The sequence below is a fragment of the Pseudomonas pergaminensis genome, from assembly GCF_024112395.2.
In the GTDB taxonomy this organism is placed as follows: Bacteria; Pseudomonadota; Gammaproteobacteria; order Pseudomonadales; family Pseudomonadaceae; genus Aquipseudomonas; species Aquipseudomonas pergaminensis.
Genome location: NZ_CP078013.2, coordinates 950,002 through 972,704, shown reverse-complemented (window position 1 = coordinate 972,704; position 22,703 = coordinate 950,002). Strand labels below are relative to the sequence as shown.

General features: G+C 60.6%; 19 protein-coding genes. 13 read left to right on the top strand and 6 right to left on the bottom strand.

Features of this window, described 5'->3' with window-relative positions; all coding sequences use genetic code 11:
* Positions 1 to 123: 123 nt before the first annotated feature.
* The 6 genes from KUA23_RS04375 to KUA23_RS04350 all read left to right on the top strand — a co-directional run bounded on the left by KUA23_RS04375 (position 124) and on the right by KUA23_RS04350 (position 7,174).
* Entirely contained in the window at positions 124 to 1,539 is a 1,416-nt protein-coding gene (locus tag KUA23_RS04375) for an OprD family outer membrane porin (protein WP_252993500.1), read from the top strand.
* A gap of 80 nt (positions 1,540 to 1,619) precedes the next feature.
* Positions 1,620 to 3,215 carry an ABC transporter substrate-binding protein gene (locus tag KUA23_RS04370; protein WP_078046856.1) on the top strand — a complete coding sequence of 532 codons (1,596 nt, stop codon included), beginning with the start codon at positions 1,620 to 1,622 and terminating at the stop codon, positions 3,213 to 3,215.
* A 76-nt stretch (positions 3,216 to 3,291) separates the two neighbouring features.
* Positions 3,292 to 4,302, top strand: a complete 1,011-nt coding sequence (locus KUA23_RS04365) for an ABC transporter permease subunit (RefSeq protein WP_017739471.1) — start codon at positions 3,292 to 3,294, stop codon at positions 4,300 to 4,302.
* Between the two features lie 10 nt (positions 4,303 to 4,312).
* Positions 4,313 to 5,224, top strand: coding sequence for an ABC transporter permease subunit (locus KUA23_RS04360; protein WP_003188486.1), 912 nt, complete (start codon positions 4,313 to 4,315; stop codon positions 5,222 to 5,224).
* Positions 5,225 to 5,234: 10 nt separating this feature from the next.
* Complete coding sequence (locus tag KUA23_RS04355; protein WP_078046855.1) at positions 5,235 to 6,203, top strand: ABC transporter ATP-binding protein; 969 nt, start codon at positions 5,235 to 5,237, stop codon at positions 6,201 to 6,203.
* Positions 6,203 to 7,174 (top strand): peptide ABC transporter ATP-binding protein, encoded by a 972-nt coding sequence (locus KUA23_RS04350; RefSeq protein ID WP_078046854.1) that lies wholly within the window; start codon positions 6,203 to 6,205, stop codon positions 7,172 to 7,174. Before KUA23_RS04355 ends, KUA23_RS04350 begins: the two co-directional genes overlap by 1 nt.
* A gap of 78 nt (positions 7,175 to 7,252) precedes the next feature.
* Here the strand turns inward: KUA23_RS04350 and KUA23_RS04345 are convergent, their stop codons facing one another.
* The 4 genes from KUA23_RS04345 to KUA23_RS04330 form a co-directional block, all read right to left on the bottom strand.
* On the bottom strand, positions 7,253 to 7,729 hold the full coding sequence (locus KUA23_RS04345) for a hypothetical protein (RefSeq protein WP_252993499.1): 477 nt from the start codon (positions 7,727 to 7,729) through the stop codon (positions 7,253 to 7,255).
* A gap of 197 nt (positions 7,730 to 7,926) precedes the next feature.
* Positions 7,927 to 8,187 carry a hypothetical protein gene (locus tag KUA23_RS04340; protein WP_078046852.1) on the bottom strand — a complete coding sequence of 87 codons (261 nt, stop codon included), beginning with the start codon at positions 8,185 to 8,187 and terminating at the stop codon, positions 7,927 to 7,929.
* Between the two features lie 97 nt (positions 8,188 to 8,284).
* A complete protein-coding gene (locus KUA23_RS04335; RefSeq protein ID WP_078046851.1) occupies positions 8,285 to 8,530 on the bottom strand; it encodes a hypothetical protein in 246 nt (81 codons plus the stop codon).
* Positions 8,531 to 8,703: 173 nt separating this feature from the next.
* Positions 8,704 to 10,287, bottom strand: coding sequence for a peptide chain release factor 3 (locus KUA23_RS04330; RefSeq protein WP_078046847.1), 1,584 nt, complete (start codon positions 10,285 to 10,287; stop codon positions 8,704 to 8,706).
* 331 nt (positions 10,288 to 10,618) lie between these two features.
* Between KUA23_RS04330 and KUA23_RS04325 the strand changes: the two genes are divergently transcribed.
* The 5 genes from KUA23_RS04325 (at position 10,619) to KUA23_RS04305 (ending at position 15,975) form a co-directional block, all read left to right on the top strand.
* Entirely contained in the window at positions 10,619 to 11,335 is a 717-nt protein-coding gene (locus tag KUA23_RS04325) for an ABC transporter permease (RefSeq protein WP_004372306.1), read from the top strand.
* Positions 11,336 to 11,355: 20 nt separating this feature from the next.
* Positions 11,356 to 12,252: a glycine betaine ABC transporter substrate-binding protein gene (locus tag KUA23_RS04320; RefSeq protein ID WP_100491497.1), complete on the top strand. Its 897-nt coding sequence runs from the start codon at positions 11,356 to 11,358 to the stop codon at positions 12,250 to 12,252.
* 11 nt (positions 12,253 to 12,263) lie between these two features.
* On the top strand, positions 12,264 to 12,917 hold the full coding sequence (locus tag KUA23_RS04315) for an ABC transporter permease (protein ID WP_065900622.1): 654 nt from the start codon (positions 12,264 to 12,266) through the stop codon (positions 12,915 to 12,917).
* Positions 12,914 to 14,071, top strand: coding sequence for an osmoprotectant ABC transporter ATP-binding protein OsmV (locus KUA23_RS04310; RefSeq protein WP_078046845.1), 1,158 nt, complete (start codon positions 12,914 to 12,916; stop codon positions 14,069 to 14,071). Before KUA23_RS04315 ends, KUA23_RS04310 begins: the two co-directional genes overlap by 4 nt.
* Before the next feature lie 740 nt (positions 14,072 to 14,811).
* Positions 14,812 to 15,975, top strand: a complete 1,164-nt coding sequence (locus tag KUA23_RS04305; protein ID WP_014716890.1) for a type III PLP-dependent enzyme — start codon at positions 14,812 to 14,814, stop codon at positions 15,973 to 15,975.
* Positions 15,976 to 16,025: 50 nt separating this feature from the next.
* Here KUA23_RS04305 and KUA23_RS04300 read toward each other — a convergent pair whose 3' ends face one another.
* Together KUA23_RS04300 and KUA23_RS04295 are read right to left on the bottom strand one after the other, a co-directional pair.
* Positions 16,026 to 16,778, bottom strand: coding sequence for a tetratricopeptide repeat protein (locus KUA23_RS04300; RefSeq protein ID WP_078046844.1), 753 nt, complete (start codon positions 16,776 to 16,778; stop codon positions 16,026 to 16,028).
* 1 nt (position 16,779) lies between these two features.
* Positions 16,780 to 17,460, bottom strand: a complete 681-nt coding sequence (locus tag KUA23_RS04295; protein ID WP_078046843.1) for a Fe2+-dependent dioxygenase — start codon at positions 17,458 to 17,460, stop codon at positions 16,780 to 16,782.
* A gap of 206 nt (positions 17,461 to 17,666) precedes the next feature.
* Between KUA23_RS04295 and KUA23_RS04290 the strand changes: the two genes are divergently transcribed.
* Positions 17,667 to 19,952, top strand: coding sequence for a TonB-dependent receptor (locus KUA23_RS04290; protein ID WP_252993498.1), 2,286 nt, complete (start codon positions 17,667 to 17,669; stop codon positions 19,950 to 19,952).
* A 136-nt stretch (positions 19,953 to 20,088) separates the two neighbouring features.
* The gene (locus KUA23_RS04285) at positions 20,089 to 22,614 is read left to right on the top strand and encodes a PepSY domain-containing protein (protein WP_252993497.1); all 2,526 of its coding nucleotides are present in this window, start codon (positions 20,089 to 20,091) and stop codon (positions 22,612 to 22,614) included.
* The last annotated feature ends 89 nt before the right edge of the window (positions 22,615 to 22,703 follow it).

Here is a 22,703-nt window from a genome sequence, read left to right as displayed (position 1 = left end):
GCGGCCTTTTGTTGGGATTTTTCCTACGCCAAACGTTTGCCATGGCTTGAACGAGTTACACACCCAATAGCCGGATCACCAAAAAAGACCGGCATTAAAAAGAGAACCAAAGGAGCTTCACCCATGAAACTGAGCAGCAAAGCGCTTCTGGCCCTGGCCATCAGCAGCATCACGGCAACCGCCTACGCTGAAACCGCCAGCCAGGACTTCGTTCCAACCACATTGGCCGGCGCCAGCGCCCAAAGCGAGGCCAAGGGCTTTATTGATGGTCAAAGCCTGGGCGGCACGACCCGTAACTGGTACTCCAACGAAATGAAATTTCGTGGCCAGAAGTTCGGTTATTACAAAAATGAAGCCGATAAAGCCAATGATGTAACCACCAGGGTTTCCCGCCGCTACAACTGGGCCCAAGGCACCATCCTCAACTACACCTCGGGCTTCACCCAAGGCACGGTTGGCGTGAGTACCGAAGTCGCCGCTTACAACTACATTGCGCTCGACCGGGACCAAAAAGACATCGCCGGCGGCTCCAACCGTACCCTGGCTCACTCCTTCGGTGACGCTGTAGGCCAGTGGAGCAAGCTGGGCTTGGCTAACGTCAAATTCCGCGTGTCCAACACAACCTTGACCGCCGGTCGCCAGAACTTCAGCAGCGGAATTGTCGACACCATCGGCAACCGTGCACTGCCATCGAGCTTCGAAGGTGTGAGCTTCAACAGCGAAGAGTTCAGCAACCTGTCGTTCCAGGGCGGCATCTTCGATCGCGTTTCGCCGCGTACCGAACAAAGCCTGTCGAAATTCCGTTCCGAGTACGGCAATGGCCAGGAAACCGACAAGGTCAAAACCCTGGGCTTCAACTACCAGCCGTTCAAGAGCCTGAAAACCAGCGTATTCGCCGCTAACGTCGAAGACTTCTGGAACCAGTACTACTTCGGTGCCACCCACGAATTGGGTGATGCACAGACCCTGGCACTGACCACCGGCCTGAACTACTACAAAACCACCGACACCGGCAGCAAGAAGATGGGCAACATCGACAACGACACTTACTCGTTGTCCCTGGGCTTGACCCACCAGGCCCACAGCCTGACCTTCTCGTACCAGGAAGTGAACGGTGACGAGTACTTCGACTACCTGCACGAAACCAACGGCATCTACCTGGCAAACTCCCTGACTTCGGACTTCAACAGCCCGAACGAGAAGTCTTTCCAGATCGCCTACGCCATCAACATGGCCGAATACGGCGTGCCAGGCCTGAAGTTCAACGTCTACTCGGCGCGCGGTTGGGGCATCGACGGTACTCACTACAACGGCACCGCCTACGGCGAAGCCGGCGCATCGCGTAGCGACCTGCGCCTGATGGACGGCGAGAAACACCAGGAATACGGCGTTGGTACTTCCTACGCAATTCAGAGCGGCCCGCTCAAGGCCACTACGATCCGTGGCACCTACGTGACTCACCGCGCCAGCGCCCAACAAGCTGACGGCAACATCAAAGAGTTCCGCCTGGTCACCACCATCCCGTTCAACATTCTTTAATTAGCGCCAGGTAAACGGCGGGCTCAGGACGAGCCCGCCGTCTACGCTTGTCTGGTCCCATCGATTGCAGAGGGCTATGAATGAAAATGCTTCCGCTACAAGCCACCATGGCCGCCGCGCTGTTGAGCGTGGCGATCGGCGTTTCGGCCAAACCACTGGTTGTCTGCACCGAAGCCAGCCCGGAAGGTTTCGACCCGGTCCTGTACACCACGGCCGTGACCGCAGACGCCGCCGCTGAAACCATGTTTAACCGTCTGGTGGACTTCAAGCCAGGCACCACTGAAATCGTTCCCGCGCTCGCCAAGACCTGGGAAATCAGTGACGACGGCCTGACCTATACCTTTCATCTGCGCGATGACGTCAAGTTCCACACCACCGACTATTTCAAACCCACGCGCAACTTGAATGCCGATGACGTGCTCTGGAGCTTCCAGCGCCAGTTGGACCCGAAACACCCTTGGCATAACAAATCCACCACGGGTTTCCCCTATTTCGAAAGCATGGGCTTCAAGGAATTGCTCAAAAGTGTCGAGAAGACTGATGACCACACGGTGGTCTTCACCCTGACGCGCCCTGAAGCACCGTTCCTGGCCGATGTCGCGATGCCGTTTACCGCCATCCACTCCGCTGAATACGCCGACAAACTGCTCGCCGCCGGTAAGACCGATGAGCTCAATAGCAAGCCGATCGGCACCGGCCCGTTCATCTTCATCCGCTACCAGAAAGATGCCCAGGTACGCTTCAAGGCCAACCCGGAGTACTTCCGTGGCAAACCGCCGGCCGACCCGTTGATCCTGGCCATTGCGGTCGACAACAACGTGCGCCTGCAGAAGCTCAAGGCCAACGAATGCCAGGTCGCGCTATATCCCAAGCCGGATGACCTGCCCAGCATCAAGAAAGACCCGAACCTGAAGGTCGATGAACTGGCGGCGATGACCACCGCCTACACCGCACTGAACACCACCCACAAGTACATGAGCGACGCGCGGGTGCGTCATGCGATCAACATCGCGTTCGACAAAAAAGGCTACAACGAATCGCTGTACGGCAAAGGCAACGCTGTCGATGCCACCGGCCCGTTTCCCCCCACGCTGCTGGGCTTCAACGACAAGCTGAAAAACCCACCGCGCGACCTCGACAAGGCCCGCGCCCTGCTCAAGGAAGCCGGCGTGCCGGAAGGCACCGAGTTCACCCTGTTCACCCGTAACGGCGGCGGCCCGACCAACCCTAACCCGATGCTCGGCGCCCAGCGCATGCAGGCAGATCTGGCGCAGATTGGCCTGAAGGTGAATATCAAAGTCATGGAATGGGGCGAAATGCTCAAGCGTGCTAAAAACGGCGAGCACGACATGGTGTCCGCCGGTTGGGCGGGGGATAACGGCGACCCGGATAACTTCCTCACGCCGAACCTGAGTTGCGATGCAGCGAAAAACGGCGAAAACTACGCGCGCTGGTGTAACAAAGAGTTTCAAGACTTGATCGACAAGGCGCGCGCTGTCGCTGAACCCGCACAACGCGCTGCACTCTATGAACAAGCCATGGACGTTTTCGACAAGGACCAACCATGGATCCCCATGGCTTACCCGAAAATGTTCACCGCCATGCGCAAGAACGTCGAGGGTTATACCCAAAGCCCTCTGACGAACAATAACTTCGCCACTACCCAGGTGAAGTAAATAAGAAAAACGCTCGGCACCGTCGACACTGACGGTGCCGAACCTGCCTAACCGGCTGATTGAGGTACACGACAAGATGTTTAGCTTTATTGCCCGCCGACTGGGGTTACTGATCCCTACGTTTTTCGGCATAACGTTGCTCACGTTTGCGTTGATTCGCATGATCCCTGGCGACCCCGTCGAAGTCATGATGGGCGAGCGGCGCGTCGACCCCGAGATGCACGCACAGGCAATGGAACGCCTTGGCCTTAACAAGCCGTTGTATGCGCAATACCTGGACTACGTCGGCAAATTGGCCCAGGGCGACCTTGGCGAATCGCTGCGTACTCGCACCAGCGTGTGGACCGAATTCACCGCACTCTTCCCGGCGACCCTGGAACTGTCCATGGCCGCCCTGCTGTTCGCCGGTATCCTGGGCCTGTTGGCCGGGGTGATCGCGGCCTTGAAGCGAGGATCCCTGTTCGACCATGGGGTGATGGGCATCTCCCTGGCGGGATATTCGATGCCGATCTTCTGGTGGGGCCTGATCCTGATCATGTTCTTCTCGGTGAGCCTGGGCTGGACCCCGGTTTCCGGGCGTATCGATCTGCTCTACGACATCGAGCCACGCACCGGCTTCATGCTGATCGACACCCTGCTGGCTGACGAGCCAGACGCTTTCTTCGACGCCCTGCACCACCTGATCCTGCCGGCCATCGTGCTCGGCACCATCCCGCTGGCGGTGATCGCGCGGATGACCCGTTCGTCGATGCTCGAAGTCCTGCGTGAAGACTATATCCGCACCGCCAAGGCCAAGGGCCTGTCGCCGGCGCGCGTGGTGTTCGTGCACGGCCTGCGTAACGCGCTGATCCCGGTACTGACCGTGGTCGGCCTGCAAGTCGGCACCCTGCTGGCCGGTGCGGTTTTGACCGAAACCATCTTCTCCTGGCCCGGCATCGGCAAATGGCTGATCGAAGCCATTGGCGCGCGGGACTACCCGGTGGTGCAGAACGGCATCCTGCTGATCGCCTGCCTGGTGATCCTGGTGAACTTCGTGGTGGATATCCTCTACGGCTTCGCCAACCCACGCATCCGTCACCAGCGCTGAGATCATGACCATGACCACACCTACTCAAGTGTCAGCAGTCGATCAAAGCCTGCTGTACCCGTCCCCGTACAAAGAATTCTGGCAAGCCTTCTCCAAGAACAAAGGCGCGGTTGCCGGCCTGCTGTTCATGTTGCTGATCGTGTTCTGCGCGATCTTTGCCCCGTGGGTTGCACCGCATAACCCAAGCGAGCAGTACCGCGACTTCCTGCTGACCCCGCCGGCTTGGCTGGAAGGCGGGCAGATGCAGTTCCTGCTCGGCACCGATGAACTGGGCCGTGACCTGCTCTCGCGCCTGATCCAGGGCTCGCGCCTGTCCTTGCTGATCGGCTTGTCGTCGGTCGTGATGTCGCTGATCCCGGGGATCCTGCTGGGTCTGTTCGCCGGGTTCTTCCCGCGCCTGCTCGGCCCGACCATCATGCGCCTGATGGACATCATGCTGGCCCTGCCGTCGCTGCTGCTGGCCGTTGCCATCGTCGCGATCCTCGGCCCTGGCCTGATCAACACCGTGATCGCCATCGCCATCGTGTCGCTGCCGTCCTACGTCCGCCTGACCCGCGCGGCGGTGATGGGCGAACTGAACCGCGACTATGTGACTGCCGCCCGCCTCGCCGGCGCCGGCCTGCCACGCCTGATGTTCATCACCGTGCTGCCTAACTGCATGGCGCCGCTGATCGTCCAGGCCACCCTGAGCTTCTCCTCGGCGATCCTCGACGCCGCGGCCCTGGGCTTCCTGGGCCTTGGCGTACAACCGCCAACCCCGGAGTGGGGCACCATGCTGGCTTCGGCCCGTGACTACATCGAACGCGCCTGGTGGGTGGTGAGCCTGCCTGGTTTGACTATTTTGCTCAGCGTGCTGGCAATCAACTTGATGGGTGACGGCCTGCGCGACGCGCTGGACCCGAAACTCAAGAACGCCGCCTGAGGAGATTCCCATGTCACTGTTAGAAATCAAGAATCTCAATGTCCGCTTCGGCGACAAGACCGCCGTGCCGGTGGTCGATGGCCTCGACATTTCCGTCGACAAAGGCGAAGTACTGGCAATCGTTGGCGAGTCGGGCTCGGGTAAATCCGTGACCATGATGGCGCTGATGGGCCTGATCGAGCACCCCGGCATCGTCACCGCCGATGCCCTGAACTTCGACGGCAAGGACATGCTCAAGTTGAGCAGCCGCCAGCGCCGCCAGATCGTCGGCAAAGACCTGGCGATGGTGTTCCAGGACCCGATGACCGCGCTGAACCCCAGCTACACCGTGGGTTTCCAGATTGAAGAAGTGCTGCGCCTGCACCTGAAAATGTCCGGCAAGCAAGCGCGCAAGCGGGCCATCGAGCTGTTGGAAAAGGTTGAAATCCCGGGCGCTGCCAGCCGTATGGATGCCTACCCGCACCAACTGTCCGGCGGCATGAGCCAGCGTGTGGCCATCGCCATGGCGATTGCCGGCGAGCCAAAGCTGCTGATTGCCGACGAACCGACCACCGCGCTGGACGTCACCATTCAAGCGCAGATCATGGACCTGCTGCTGGCCCTGCAGAAAGAGCAGAACATGGGCCTGGTGCTGATCACCCACGACCTCGCGGTCGTGGCCGAAACCGCCCAGCGCGTGTGTGTGATGTACGCCGGCCAAGCCGTGGAAGTCGGCCAGGTGCCGCAACTGTTCGACATTCCGGCGCACCCGTACAGCGAAGCCCTGCTCAAGGCGATCCCCGAGCACAGCCTCGGCGCCACGCGCCTGGCCACGCTGCCGGGTATCGTGCCCGGTCGTTATGACCGTCCGCAGGGTTGCCTGCTGTCGCCGCGCTGCCCGTACGTGCAGGAAAACTGCCGTACCCAGCGCCCCGGCCTTGACCCGAAAAGCAACAGCCTCGCGCGCTGCTTCTACCCCTTGAACCAGGAGGTGGCGTAATGGCCGTCGTTCTTACTGCCCGCGACCTGACCCGTCACTATGAAGTGTCCCGTGGCCTGTTCAAGGGCCACGCCACGGTGCGTGCCCTCAATGGCGTGTCCTTTGAGTTGGAAGCCGGCAAGACCCTCGCTGTCGTCGGCGAGTCGGGTTGCGGCAAATCCACCCTGGCCCGTGCGCTCACCTTGATTGAAGAGCCGTCCTCCGGCTCCTTGAAAATCGCCGGCCAGGAAGTCGCCGGCGCCGACAAGGCCCAGCGCAAGCAATTGCGCAAAGACGTGCAGATGGTGTTCCAGAGCCCGTACGCCTCGCTCAACCCTCGGCAGAAAGTCGGTGATCAACTGGGCGAGCCGCTGTTGATCAACACCAACCTGTCCGCCGCCGAACGCCGTGAGAAAGTGCAGGCGATGATGAAGCAAGTGGGCCTGCGCCCCGAGCATTATCAGCGCTACCCGCACATGTTCTCCGGTGGTCAGCGCCAGCGCATCGCCCTGGCCCGCGCCATGATGCTGCAACCCAAAGTGCTGGTGGCGGATGAACCCACCTCCGCACTGGACGTGTCGATCCAGGCCCAGGTGCTCAACCTGTTCATGGACCTGCAGCAAGAATTCAACACGGCCTACGTGTTCATCTCCCACAACCTGGCGGTGGTCCAGCATGTTGCCGATGATGTGATGGTGATGTACCTCGGTCGCCCGGTGGAAGTGGGCCCCAAGGAGGACATCTACGCGCGTCCCCTGCACCCGTACACCCAGGCGCTGTTGTCGGCCACCCCGACCATCCACCCGGACCCGAACAAGCCGAAGATCAAGATTGTCGGCGAGTTGCCCAACCCACTGAACCCACCGCCTGGCTGCGCGTTCCACAAGCGCTGCCCGTATGCGACCGCACGGTGCAGCACCGAGGAGCCGCAGTTGCGGCCGCTGGATAACCGCCAGGTGGCTTGCCATTACGCGGAGCAATTTGTGGCGTGACACCGCAACAAAAATGCCCTGGGTGACTAAGCCCAGGGCATTGCATGTGTTCTACAGCCCTTCCCATCAGGTTGCGCATCAGCCTGGCGGGAGGGGTTTTCTTTTGGGCTTGGATGGAAAACGCTTGCGCAGGGTTTTACCCCAGGGAGCAGCCCCCTTGACGTCGCCCTCGCCCTTTATCGACATAACACCGCCGTTCAGGGCAACCTCAATCCCAAAAATGAGCTTAACGCGCCAAATGCCCGGATCGCTGGAAGAAAAGTCCGCCGCTTCCCGAACCACGTAGCCGCCCTGCCAACTATTAGGTCGACCGCCGACAGTGTAATGAACCGAGGCTTGATACTCGTCATGGGAACCGTAGGTGTATTTTTTACGTTGCGGGTCTCGTTCTGGAATATAGAGCGTCAGCTCGACATCTACACCATCGCTTGCAGTGGAACGGGCTTGAACCACGAAATCCTCGCTTTGGTCATCAGCCACAAAACCCAGATCGGTCGATTCAAAGGCCTGAGCTCCCACTTTCCATTTAAACCGTCCCGTCGCGTTGTTTTTCATGGTGCTCTCCTGTTTCAGGCATTGATCCGCCCCTGGATAAAGACACCTGAAAAATAAGGAGGCGAGCGCCGGCCGTCTACTGTCAAACCTGACAGGTCGGCTCAGCAATCAAAGGTAATGGGGAGCGTCAAAGAATGCGTTCCCACGCAGAGCGCGGGAACGATCGCGGGCATTACAGGCAGGGGGGCCCAGACGTATCAGGTGTCGCTGTCACCTTCAGTGTCATCGTCATCTGGCGGCGCTTGCTGGTCGTCATCATCCTTTGAGCCGCCCTGATCTTCGTCACCGGGTTCCGACTCGCTCTTGGCCAGTTGCAAACCACCGGCCTGCACCGTCTTCGCCGCCACAAAGCCCGGCGCCTGGCTCTGCACAGCCGCACTGGCCCATGCGGACGAGATGCCCAGGGATAACATCACCAACACTTTCAGCAACAGCACTACACGTTGAAAGATAGTCATGGTCGATTTCCGTCCAGTCAGTGAATCACGTGCGGCGGCGTAGGACCGTCGCTGTGGATTAAGCTAGTTCCGATCCTGGGTTTGCGCCAATTACGCCTCAGGTATCGCCATCATCGTAGGTTTCGCTGTCTTCGCCCTCGTTGTAAGGGTTTTCTGCATCCTCCTTCGGCGCCGGCTGGGCCTGGGGCTGCCAGCTGCCAGAGTTGACCTCGTTCTGTTTGCGCTTGGTGACCGGTCCAGTGTCCTTCCACTGGGGGGTGCCTGCACCCGCCAACGCCCAGGAGGCAGACAACCCCAAGACGCCAAGCAGCACCAGTTGAATGGCGCATCGAGTTAAACGCATCAGGAACTCCTATTCCGTCGGTGAATCGGTGAAATATGTGAACGCTAGACCGGATACGGGGTTAGCGCCAATTCAGTAGGAGCCGGCTTGCCGGCTCCTACAGGTTGGGCTTGTGGCGAGCATGAAAAAGGGCGAAGCCATTACAGCTTCGCCCTTTATCGACCGCTTGGACCTTAGTGGTGCTCGCGGGTCGCGCGGAATTTCACATCTGGCCAGCGCTCTTCCATCAGCGCCAGGTTGACCCGGGTCGGCGCCAGGTAGGTCAGGTGACCGCCGCCGTCCACCGCGAGGTTTTCCACGGCTTTGTTGGAGAACTCTTCCAACTTCTTCTTATCGCTGCACTCGATCCAACGCGCGGAGTACACGGTGATTGGCTCATAGGAGCATTCGACCTTGTATTCCTCTTTAAGGCGGCTGGCGACCACGTCGAACTGCAGCACGCCGACGGCGCCGAGGATGATGTCGTTGCTGCGCTCGGGGAAGAACACCTGGGTGGCGCCCTCTTCCGCCAGTTGCTGCAGGCCCTGGCGCAGTTGCTTGGACTTGAGCGGGTCACGCAGGCGCACGCGGCGGAACAGTTCCGGGGCGAAGTGCGGGATACCGGTAAAGCCCAACGCTTCGCCTTCGGTGAAGGTGTCGCCGATCTGGATGGTGCCGTGGTTGTGCAGGCCGATGATGTCGCCGGCGTAGGCTTCTTCGAGTTGTTCACGCTCGGAGGAGAAGAACGTCAAGGCGTCGCCGATGCGCACGTCCTTGCCGGTACGCACGTGGCGCATCTTCATGCCTTTTTCGTATTTGCCGGAGCAGATGCGCATGAAGGCGATACGGTCGCGGTGTTTTGGGTCCATGTTCGCTTGGATCTTGAACACGAAGCCGGTGAATTTCTCTTCGACCGGTTCCACGGTGCGCTCGTTGGCAACACGGGCCAGAGGCTTGGGCGCCCAGTCGACAACGGCGTCGAGTACATGGTCGACACCGAAGTTGCCCAGGGCGGTCCCGAAGAACACCGGGGTCAGTTGGCCGTCGAGGAACTCCTGCTGGTTGAACTCATGACAGGCGCCCTGCACCAGTTCCAGCTGATCGACAAAGCGGTCGTACTCGTCACCCAGGTGGGCGCGGGCTTCGTCGGAGTCGAGTTTCTCGATGATCTTGGTTTCGGTGCGTTCGTGACCGTGGCCGGCGGTGTAGACAATGATGTAGTCGTCAGCCAGGTGGTACACGCCCTTGAAGTCGCGATAGCAACCGATCGGCCAGGTGATCGGCGCGGCCTTGATCTTCAGGACGGCCTCGATTTCATCCAGCAACTCGATGGGGTCGCGGATGTCGCGGTCGAGTTTGTTGATGAAGCTGACGATCGGCGTATCACGCAGACGGCACACGTCCATCAGCGCGATGGTGCGGGGCTCGACGCCTTTACCGCCGTCGAGGACCATCAGCGCCGAGTCCACCGCGGTCAGGGTGCGGTAGGTGTCTTCGGAGAAGTCTTCGTGGCCCGGGGTATCGAGCAGGTTGACCATGTGGTCGCGATACGGGAACTGCATGACCGACGTGGTAATGGAGATACCCCGTTGTTTTTCCATTTCCATCCAGTCGGAGGTGGCATGGCGGTCGGATTTGCGGGATTTCACCGTGCCGGCCACCGCGATTGCCTTGCCCATCAGCAAGAGCTTCTCGGTGATGGTGGTTTTACCGGCATCGGGGTGGGAAATAATGGCAAAAGTGCGGCGTTTCGCGACTTCGGCGGCCTGGTGGGTCATGGGAAATCGCCTGGCAGGTGAGTCAAAAAAGGGCGGCGAGTATAGCGCAAACCCCAGGGGCCGGACCACCGTTCACCCGATTGGGGGTGGCTAATTGCTGCCAAGTGTGGAACCTTTTAAAAGGTAGAGACGTCCACTCCCCTGCTGCCGCACTCGGAACAGGGGCTGATAAATCAGCAAGTTAGCCTGACGAGGCTGCGCTCATGGCTCGATCGCATACCGCGTTGCCGGTATCGGCGAGCTGCTTTTCGCGAACTCATTCGCCGACAGCCAGGAATGGCATTGCCGCTCGGAAATGTGTTCGCCGACAAAAGAAAAAAGGAGTCCGCCTGTGGCTATTCGCTATGGCAAAGGGCTGATAGGAGGAGCGGTTGTCGTCGCCCTCTTGGCCCTGCTGGTCCACTGGATCGGCATCAACACGATCGAACTGTACCGCGACGATTTGTTGTTTTACCTGCAAGCTCATCTGATCCTCGTTCTTGTCTCCATGCTGGCCGCCCTGATTGTGGGCATCCCCGCCGGTATCCTGCTCAGCCGACCGAACATGGTCGGGCGTGCAGAACGCTTCATGCAGATCTTCAACATCGGCAACACCGTCCCTCCCCTGGCCGTACTGGCCATCGCCCTCGGCGTCCTTGGCATCGGCAGCGGCCCGGCCATCTTCGCGCTGTTCCTCGCCTCGTTGCTGCCCATTGTGCGCAACACCTACGAAGGCCTCAAAAACGTTCAAGGCTCACTGAAAGAAGCCGCCACCGGCATCGGCATGACGCCGCGCCAGGTGCTGTTTCGCGTGGAATTGCCCAACGCCGTGCCGATCATCATCGGCGGTGTGCGCGTGGCCCTGGCGATCAACGTGGGGACCGCCCCGCTGGCCTTCCTGATCGGCGCCAACAGCCTGGGCAGCCTGATCTTCCCCGGCATCGCCCTGAACAACCAGCCGCAATTGCTGCTTGGCGCCGCGTGCACCGCGTTGCTGGCATTGCTGCTCGACGGTCTGGTGACCATGGCCAGCCGCCTCTGGCTGGAACGCGGGTTGCGTCCGTCTTAAGGCTTGGCAAAGGAAATCACATGAAAAGACTGACCCTGATATTGAGCTGCGTCCTGCTGCTTGCAGGTATTGCGCAAGCTGCCGAAAAACCGGTGATCCGCATCGGCGCCCGGGTGTTCACCGAACAGACCCTGCTGGCCGAAATCACGTCCCAGTACCTGCGTACCAAGGGCTATGACGCCCGTGTGACCGGCGGCCTGGGCAGCAACCTGGCACGCAGTGCCCAGGAGAGCGGGCAACTGGATCTCATCTGGGAATACACCGGCGTGTCGCTGGTGGCCTACAACCATGTCGACGAGAAACTCGACAGCGAACAGTCCTACGCTCGGGTGAAAGAACTCGATGCGAAAAAAGGCCTGGTCTGGCTCTCACCGTCGCGCTTCAGCAACACCTACGCCCTGGCCCTGCCCGAGAATGTGGCCAAGGAGTTCCCGCAGATCAATAGCATCAGCGACCTGACCCAAGCCCTGGCAGAGAAAACCAAAGGTACGCGCCTGGTGGCCCTGGACACCGAGTTCGCCAACCGTTCCGACGGCATGGGCGGCATGGTCAAGCTGTATGACATGAACCTCACGCGCAAAAACACCCGGCAGATGGACGCCGGCCTGGTCTACACCGCCCTGCGTAACGGCCAAGTGTTTGCCGGTTTGGTCTACACCACCGACGGTCGCCTGAACGCCTTCAAATTGAAGCTGCTGGAAGACGACAAGCACTACTTCCCGGACTACACCGCCGCACCGGTGATCCGCCAGGAATACCTCGACCAGCATCCAACCCTCGCGGCTGAACTCAAACCGCTGGCCGAACTGTTCGACGACGAAACCATGCGCCAACTGAACGCGCGCGTCGACGTCGACCATGAAAGCCCATCCGCTGTTGCCGCCGATTTCCTGCGCCAACATCCCATCAATCAATAAGAGGAGAAGACATGGAATTCCTGAACGCCTTTTCCCATCTTGATTGGGCCCAAGTCCTGCACTTGACCTGGCAGCACATCACCCTGGTCGGCATCGCCGTGCTGCTGGCGATTTTTATCGGTGTGCCCCTGGGCATTCTGATGACGCGCTTCCCGACCCTCGCCGGCCCATTGCAGGCCAGCGCCACGGTGTTGCTGACCGTGCCGTCCATCGCGCTGTTCGGCCTGCTGCTGCCGTTCTATTCCAAGTTTGGCCAGGGCCTGGGGCCGATGCCGGCGATCACCGCCGTGTTCCTCTACTCCCTGCTGCCGATCATGCGTAACACCTACCTCGCCCTCACTGGCGTCGAGCCGGGCATTCGCGAAGCCGCACGCGGCATCGGCATGACCTTCGGCCAGCGCCTGCGCATGGTCGAACTGCCCATCGCCGTGCCAGTGATCCTCGCCGGCGTGCGCACCGCCGTGGTGATGAACATTGGTGTGATGACCATCGCCGCCACCATCGGCGCCGGTGGCCTGGGTGTACTTATTCTGGCTTCCATCAGCCGCAGCGACATGTCGATGCTGATCGTTGGCGCCGTGCTGGTCAGTCTCCTGGCCATCTTCGCCGACCTGCTTCTGCAATGGCTGCAACGCTCGCTGACTCCAAAAGGACTGCTCAAATGATCGAACTTCAAAACCTGACCAAGACTTTTCAAAGCAACGGCAAGACTGTCTCTGCCGTGAACGACGTAAGCCTGACCGTCAACGAAGGCGAGATTTGCGTATTCCTCGGCCCGTCGGGCTGCGGCAAGAGCACCACGCTGAAGATGATCAACCGCCTGATCAAGCCCACCTCGGGCAAGATCCTGATCAACGGCGAAGACACCACCGACCTCGATGAAGTGACCCTGCGTCGCAACATCGGCTACGTGATCCAGCAGATCGGCCTGTTCCCCAACATGACCATCGAGGAAAACATCGTGGTGGTGCCCAAGCTGCTTGGCTGGGACAAACAGAAATGCCATGACCGCGCCCGCGAGTTGATGAGCATGATCAAGCTGGAGCCCAAGCAGTACCTGCATCGCTACCCGCGTGAGCTGTCCGGTGGCCAGCAACAGCGTATCGGCGTGATCCGTGCACTGGCGGCCGATGCGCCGTTGCTGCTGATGGACGAACCGTTCGGCGCGGTCGACCCGATCAACCGCGAGATGATCCAGAACGAATTCTTCGAGATGCAACGCGCACTGAACAAGACCGTGATCATGGTCAGCCACGACATCGACGAAGCCATCAAGCTGGGTGACAAGATCGCCATCTTCCGCGCCGGCAAGCTGCTGCAGATCGACCATCCGGACACCCTGCTGGCGCACCCGGCCGACGAGTTCGTCAGCAATTTCGTGGGCCAGGACAGCACCCTCAAGCGCCTGCTGCTGGTGAAAGCCGAAGACGCGGCAGACAACGCCCCGTCGGTGAGCCCGGAGACCCCGGTGGCCGATGCCCTGGAACTGATGGACGAAACCGACCGCCGCTACGTGGTGGTCACCTGTTCCGAGAACAAGGCGCTGGGGTATGTACGACGTCGCGACCTGCACCGTCAGACCGGCACCTGCGGCCAGTATCTGCGCCAGTTCAACGCCACGGCGGCGTACGACGAGCATTTGCGCATCCTGCTGTCGCGCATGTACGAGTTCAACCGCTCGTGGTTGCCGGTGATGGATGCGGAGCGGGTGTTCCTCGGGGAAGTGACCCAGGAGTCGATTGCCGAGTACCTGAGCTCTGGTAAGTCGCGTGGGGGCAAGACCAGCATCGTCTCCCCTGCCGAGACGGCGCTCGCATGACCTGACGCGCCGCGTTCAACATGTGGGAGCGGGCTTGCTCGCGAAGGCGGAGTGTCAGCCAACGGATGCATTGGCTGATACACCGCATTCGCGAGCAAGCCCGCTCCCACATTGGATCTTCACAGTGCCTGAAACACCTCAAATTGCCCCATCCGGGGAACATCATTCCGTCACACCTGTCGGTTACATAAGTAGCTGCACGTGGCTCCGCGACGAACGCGTGCAAAAACGCGACATTTTTAGTTGATCTATGGCCCCTCACGTCCTAAAGTTCGCGCCGAACGTCCATGCTGGAAACGATCCATCCGGCTCAAGTACTGACGACGAGACAGCAAGGCCAAGGGAAGCGGTTATTCCCATGGCCTTTTTGCTTTCGGCGACATGCCTTGGGAAGTAGGCGAACCAAAGTGGGGATACGGAGGACGTTCAGGAGGGTGTGTCATCAATGAATTCACGAGTGCGCCGGCGCCTGCTTTTGCGCAGGGCAAGGCATGAGGACCGAAGTTTGGTTGTTCCAAATGAGGTCCGAGTAACGCAGCCCTGCGCAAAAGCAGGCCCGGCCCTTCGGGTTGTGCCTGAGCGCGCGCCATGCTGCGTTGCAGGCCTTGCGAAGGGAATAGCCATTAGCTGCGGCCTGCGCCTTGCCTGGCACGCGCTCAGGCGCAACGCACTCGCGAATTCATTGATGACACACCCTCGCACCCATTGATCAAATTAGTTTGCCCTTAGGAGTTCCCAGCATGTCGATCAACGTCGAAGATTATTTCGCGCGCGCCACTTTTGACAAAATGAAGGCGTTCGCCGACAAGCAAGAAACCCCGTTCGTGGTGATCGACACCGCGATGATCAGCCAGGCCTACGATGACCTGCGCGCCGGTTTCGAATTCGCCAAGGTCTATTACGCAGTCAAGGCCAACCCAGCTGTCGAGATCATCGACCTGTTGAAAGACAAGGGGTCGAGCTTCGACATCGCCTCGATCTACGAGCTGGACAAGGTCATGGACCGTGGCGTCAGCGCCGACCGTATCAGCTACGGTAACACCATCAAGAAATCCAAGGACATCCGCTACTTCTACGAGAAGGGCGTGCGCCTGTTCTCCACCGACTCCGAAGCCGACTTGCGCAACATCGCCAAGGCCGCGCCGGGTTCGAAAGTGTATGTGCGTATCCTCACCGAAGGCTCGACCACGGCTGACTGGCCTTTGTCGCGCAAATTCGGCTGCCAGACCGACATGGCCATGGACCTGCTGATCCTCGCCCGTGACCTGGGCCTGGTGCCGTACGGCATCTCGTTCCACGTGGGCTCGCAGCAGCGCGACATCAGCGTGTGGGACGCGGCGATCGCCAAGGTCAAAGTGATCTTCGAGCGCCTGAAGGAAGAAGACGGCATTCACCTCAAGCTGATCAACATGGGTGGCGGCTTCCCGGCCAACTACATCACCCGCACCAACAGCCTGGAAACCTACGCTGAAGAAATCATCCGCTTCCTCAAGGAAGATTTCGGCGACGACCTGCCGGAAATCATCCTGGAGCCGGGCCGTTCGTTGATTGCCAACGCCGGTATCCTGGTCAGCGAAGTGGTGCTGGTGGCGCGTAAATCCCGTACCGCCGTCGAGCGTTGGGTGTACACGGATGTGGGCAAGTTCTCCGGCCTGATCGAAACCATGGACGAAGCCATCAAGTTCCCGATCTGGACCGAGAAGAAAGGCGAGATGGAAGAAGTGGTCATCGCCGGCCCGACCTGCGACAGCGCCGACATCATGTACGAGAACTACAAGTACGGCCTGCCGCTGAACCTGGCGATTGGTGACCGCTTGTACTGGTTGTCGACCGGTGCCTACACCACCAGCTACAGCGCGGTAGAGTTCAATGGCTTTCCGCCACTGAAATCGTTCTACGTCTGATCATCCCGCCCGGGAACGATCAATCTTTGTAGGAGCCGGCAAGCCGGCTCCTACGGGTTTAGGTGCATAGCGCGACCTTTGTATAGTTCGGCCATCGCGCGGATTTGCGCATTGTCTGCCGCCTCCAACGCCTTCTGCGCCGTGCGCAGAAACTTCAAATTCCCGCCCGCCAACGCCTCTCGCAACCACTCCAGCGCCGCTTCGATTTGACCTCTGTCAGCCAACACCGCCGCATAGCTGAACTGCCCGCGAAAATCCCCGGCTTCGGCGGAGCGTCGATACCAATCCACGGCGGCATCCAAATCCCTTGGGCAGCATTGTCCGTCTTCCAGATAACGGCCCAACAGGTTCATCGACTTGGCATGGCCTTGTTCCGCTGCCTGGCGATATAGGCTCAGCGCTAGTTGCTGGTCTTGGGCAATACCACGCCCGGTCGCCAGCAGATTGGCGTAGTTGTATTGCGCCCAATCCAACCCTGCCTCGGCGGCCAAACGGTAATTGCGCGCCGCTGCCGCTTCATCCGCCGCACACCCCCAGCCATGTTCCAAACAGCGCCCAGTCATATTGCGCGCCATCAGGTGACCGCCCTGCGCCGCAATCTGGAACCAGCGCAGCGCCAAGGCTTCATCGCGCTCAATGCCACGCCCTTCCAGCAGGATTTGGCCGAGCAGCGCCTGGGCATCCACCACGCCTGCCTTGGCCGCGATCAGGATGGCCTGGGCTGCACGCACCGGGGAGTCGTCGAGCATGGATTGGAGTTGTTCGACGTTGAGTACTTCTTCACGACGTAACAAAAAACCCACGTCAGACCTCGACCCAGCGGCGCAACAGGTTGTGGTAGGTGCCGGTGAGCTGGATCAGCGCGGGGTGGTCGGGCACGTCGGCGCTCAGTTGCTGGATCGCGCCGTCCATTTCGAACAGCAGGGTGCGCTGGCTGTCTTCGCGCACCAGGCTCTGGGTCCAGAAGAACGAGGCATAGCGTGCGCCACGGGTGACAGCATTGACTTTATGCAGGCTGGAGCCGGGGTACAGCACCATGTCGCCGGCTGGCAACTTCACGCGCTGCAGGCCGAAGGTGTCCTGGATCTCCAGTTCGCCGCCGTCGTATTCGTCCGGATCACTGAAGAACAAAGTGGACGACAGGTCGGTGCGCACCCGCTCATGGCTGCCACGCGCCTGGCGCACGGCATTGTCGATGTGGAAGTCGAAGCTGCCACCGGCCGTGTAGCAATTGAGCAATGGCGGGAAGACTTTATGCGGTAACGCCGCTGACATAAACAGCGGGTTTTTCCACAACCGTTCGAGCATCGCCGCGCCGATTTCCTTGGCCAGCGGGTGGCCCTCGGGCAATTGCAGGTTGTGCTTGGCCTTGGCGGACTGGTGCCCGGCGGTGATTTTGCCGTCGGCCCAGTCGGTGTTTTCCAAAGCCTGGCGAATGCGCTGCACCTCCTCACGAGAGAACAGGCCGGGAATGTGCAGCAGCATGGGGCAACACCTGAATTCGGAGAGGCGTCAATGGTATTGATTCTTATCCGCCCTGTAAAACGTGGCAGACGAACGAGTTCGTAAAAACCGTAAGCAAAAAGTGTAAAGAATGTAAATTCGATGCAATTAGCAATGTATCGCAATTGATAGAAAGTCTTGTTCGCCCTATATTCCGCGGCCTCACATCCTTGGGGAAAGGACACGTCATGTCGCGCACCATTACAAAAATACCTGCCAGTTCACCTCGCATGTTGGCCTCGGCCATCGGCGTGGCCCTCAGCGCCAGCTCTGTCGCCCACCTGGCGCAAGCGGCCGAAGACACTGAACAAAAAGGCCAGCGCAACAGCATCTCCCTGGGCGCCACCAGCATCACCGGGGAAGAGCAGGACAACACCTCCTACCAGGTCGAAAAAGCTTCGTCGCAGAAATACACCGCGCCGCTGGTCGACACACCGCGCTCGGTCACCGTGGTGCCGCAACAAGTGCTCAAGGACACCGCCGCCACTTCGCTGCAGGATGCCTTGCGTACCGTCCCGGGCATTACGTTCGGCGCCGGCGAAGGTGGCAACCCCCAGGGCGATCGCCCGTTCATCCGTGGTTTTGACGCCCAAGGCGACACCTACCTGGACGGCGTGCGCGACACCGGCGGTCAGAGCCGCGAGATTTTCGACATCGAGTCGATTGAAGTGAGCAAGGGCCCGAACTCTTCGTTCGGCGGTCGCGGCTCGGCCGGTGGCAGCCTCAACCTGGTGAGCAAGACCCCACAAGCACGGGACTTCACCAATGGCGGCTTCACCTACGGTTCCGACCAGACCCGCCGCTACGTGCTCGACGTGAACCGCCAGTTCCTCGACGACAGCGCCGCGTTCCGCCTGAACCTGATGAGCCACGAACAGAACGTGGCCGGTCGCGACGCGATCAATTACGACCGCTGGGGCGTGGCACCGTCGCTGACCTTTGGCCTGGGCACCCCCACCCGCGTCAACCTCAGCTACTACCACCTGGAAAGCAATGACCTGCCGGATTCGGGGATTCCGTACGGCTACGGCTCGTCGACCGCGACTGCCCACGTGCATGACAAACCCAACGACGGCGGCGACAGCAACAACTTCTACGGCCTCAAGGACCGTGACTTCCGCAAGACCCGCGCCGATATCAGCACGTTCTCCATCGAGCACGACCTGAACGACACCATGACGCTGAAAAACACCCTGCGTCACGGCAGCACTGGCCAGGACTACATCCTGACGCAACCGGATGACAGCAAACTCAACGTCAACCGGTTCGGCACCGTGTGGCGCCGCGCCAACAGCCGGGTCTCGACCACAACGACCACCACCAACCAGACGGACTTGTTCGGCAGCTTCCAGGCGTTGGGCTTCAAGCACAGCTATTCCACCGGCCTGGAGTTCACCGGCGAAGAAACCCGCGTGAGCAGCTACACCATCAGCCCCAACGCCAACCCGATCTGCACCGTGGCCAAAGGCAGCCTGGGCGGCCAGTGCACCTCCCTGAGCAACCCGAACCCGGATGACGCCTGGACCGGCAGCATCGCACGCAACTACTACGGCACCGCCACCAAGGCCACCAGCCGTGGCGCCTATGTATTCGACACCATTGAGCTGGACCCGAAATGGCTGCTGAACGTCGGCCTGCGCTATGACACCTTTGACACCGTTGCCAACACCGATTCCGCGACCGGCCGCAGCAAAATCAAAGAAGACAGCCAATTCTTCAACTGGCAGGCCGGCCTGGTCTGGAAGCCTGTGGAAAACGCCAGCGTCTACGCGTCCTACGCCACCTCGGCAACGCCTGCCGGCGGCCTGGTCGGTGAAGGGTCGGACGGCAACCCATTGTCAGCCGGTGCCGCCACCAGCGACCTGCAGCCGGAAGAAACCGTCAACTACGAGCTGGGCACCAAATGGGGCCTGTTCCACGATCGCCTGTCCCTGACCGCCGCGGTGTTCCGTACCGAGAAGAAAAACACGCGCATCCTCGTCGATGCGCTGACCTATCAGAACGCAGGTGAGTCCCAGATCGACGGCCTGGAATTGTCCGCCAGCGGCAAGATCACCGACCAATGGCAAGTGTTCGCGGGCTACAGCTACCTTGACAGCGAACTGGTCAAATCCGGCCTGAACGGTCGCAACGGCGTGGTCAGCTCGGGTTCGAACAAAGGCAATCAAATGCCCAACACGCCGAAGAACACCTTCAGCCTGTGGACCACTTACGACGTCACCGCCAAGCTCACGATCGGTGGCGGCGCGTTCTATGTGGACCAGGTCTACGGCGATGCCGGCAACACTGTTTATGTACCGTCCTACACCCGCTACGACGCCATGGCCAGCTACAAACTGACCAAGAACGTCGACCTGCAATTGAACGTGCAAAACCTGACGGACAAGACTTACTACGACAAGGCCTTCTCGACCCATTTCGCCAACCAGGCGGCCGGTCGGACAGCCCTGTTCTCCACCAATTTCCACTTCTAAACAGCAACGCCACGCAGCAAATAGCCCCACGCATCGGATGCGTGGGGCTTTTGCGTGTAAAACAGAAAGTTTCTCGAAAAGCCACGGCATAATGCGCGCCGTGCCCTACATATCCAGATAGACGAGGCGGTCAGACGTGTTGAAGAAAACCCTGTTCCAGTTGCACTGGTTCTTCGGCATTACCGCCGGGCTGGTGCTGGCCTTGATGGGGATCACCGGGGCTGCGGTCTCGTTTCAGGATGAAATACTGCGCGCGCTCAACCCGAGCGTATTGACCGTGCAAAAACGCGACGCCGGCGTACTGCCGCCCGCCGAGCTGGTGCGCAAGCTGGAGGCCACCGAAGGCCAGACCGTGGCCATGCTGTTCGTCGAGAGCGAAAGCGGCAACGCTGCACGCGTGTTCTTCACCCCGCCGCCCGGCGAGCGCCGTGGCCAGTTGCGCTATTTCGATCCCTACACCGGCGACTACATGGGCGACGTGGTTGGCGAGGACGTCTTCGGTTTCCTGCTGCAATTTCACCGTTTCCTGGTGATGGGCGATACCGGGCGCAACATCACCGGTGCCTGCACGCTGATCCTGGTGTTCTTCTGCCTCTCCGGCCTGTACCTGCGCTGGCCGCGCCAAGTGGCGAGCTGGCGGGCCTGGCTGACGCTGGACTGGCGCAAGAAAGGCCGTGCCTTCAACTGGGACCTGCACTCGGTAGTCGGCACCTGGTGCCTGCTGGCCTACCTGTTGTCGGCGCTGACCGGTTTGTATTGGTCCTACGACTGGTACAGCCAGGGCCTGACCAAACTGCTGTCCGACGCCCCGCACAACGAACGGGTGCGCAAGCGCGGCCCGGCACCCGAGGGTGCGGCGCCCGTGGCCAACTACGACGCGATCTGGAGCAGTATCTACAGCAACGCCGGCCCCGGCTTGAACGCCTACAACATCCGCATGCCCGCCGTCGCGGGGCAACCGGCAACCGTCTACTACCTGCTGGAAAACTCGCCCCATGACCGCGCACTCAACCAGATCAACCTGGACCCGGCCACCGGAGAGGTCAAATCCCACGACCAGTATGCGAACAAGAGCCTTGGTTCCAAACTGCTGACCAGCGTCTACGCACTGCACACCGGCAGTTATTTCGGCCTGGTGGGGCGGATTATCCTCACGCTCAGCTCGGTGTTGATGCCGCTGTTCTTTATCACCGGCTGGTTGCTGTACCTGGATCGGCGGCGCAAAAAGCGCCAGGTGCGTGATGCGCGCAAAGGCCTCGCGGCCAACCACAGCGATGCGCCAGCGTGGCTGATCGGCTTTGCCAGCCAGAGCGGATTTGCCGAGCAGCTTGCCTGGCAAACGGCTGGGCAATTGCAGGCGGCTGGCCTGCCGGTGAAGGTGCAACCCCTGGGCAGCGTCAGCCAGGATGACCTGCGCCAGTCGGAAAACGCGCTGTTCGTGGTCAGCACCTTCGGCGACGGCGAAGCCCCCGACAGCGCCCGAGGGTTCGAGCGCAGCGTGCTCGGCCAGGACCTGTCCCTCAAGGGCCTGAACTATTCGGTGCTGGCCCTGGGTGATCGTCAATACGAACACTTCTGCGGCTTCGCGCGGCGCCTGCATTTCTGGCTCACCCACCAGGGTGGCAATGCATTGTTCGCCCCGGTGGAAGTCGACAGCGGCGACACCAGCGCCCTGCTGCACTGGCAACAACAGCTTGGCCAACTCACCGGCCAAGCGGCGGTCAGCGCCTGGCCAACCGCCCAGTATGAAAACTGGACACTCAGCCAGCGCACCCTGCTCAACCGCGACAGCGCCGGCTCGGATGTCTATTTGCTTGGCCTCACCTCGCCGTCGCCCCAACGCTGGCAAGCCGGCGACCTGGTGGAAGTGTTGCCACGCAATTGCCCCTGGGCCATCGAACATTTCCTCGAAGGCCTGGGCCTGGCCGGCAGTGACGGCGTATTGATCGAAGGCCTCGCGCAATCCCTCAACCAGGCCCTGGCTACCCGCCAACTGCCGGACAACCGCGCGCATCTGGTCGGCCTGCACGCACAGGCACTGGTCAACGCGCTGGTGCCTTTGGGCATGCGCGAATACTCCATCGCCTCGATTGCCAGCGACGGCGTGCTGGAGTTGATCGTGCGCCAGGAGCGCCACCCCGATGGCAGCCTGGGGCTGGCGAGCGGCTGGCTCACCGAGCACGCCACCGTCGGTTCAAGCATCAGCCTGCGCCTGCGCCGCAACAGTGGTTTCCACCTGCCGGAGGCCCCCGTGCCTCTGATCCTGCTGGGCAACGGCACCGGCCTGGCCGGCCTGCGCAGTTTGCTCAAGGCACGTATTGCCGATGGCCAGCAGCGCAACTGGTTGCTGTTCGGCGAACGTAATATCCAGCACGACTTCCTGTGCCAGGACGAGCTGCAAGGCTGGCTGACCAGTGGTGACCTGGCGTTGCTGGACCTGGCGTTTTCCCGCGATCAGGAAGAGAAAATCTACGTGCAGGATCGCCTGCGTGAATCGGCGGATGTACTGCGCAAGTGGCTGTCGGAAGGCGCGGCGATTTATGTGTGCGGGAGTTTGCAAGGCATGGCGGCTGGGGTGGACCAGGCGCTGGTGGACATACTCGGCAGAGAGGCGGTGGATCGGCTGATCGAGCAAGGGCGTTATCGCCGCGACGTCTACTGACCTCCCCCCTCTACTGTAGGAGCCGGCTTGCCGGCGATGAGGCCCCTGAGCCCTGCATACCTCTCAAGGGCGCCATCGCCGGCAAGCCG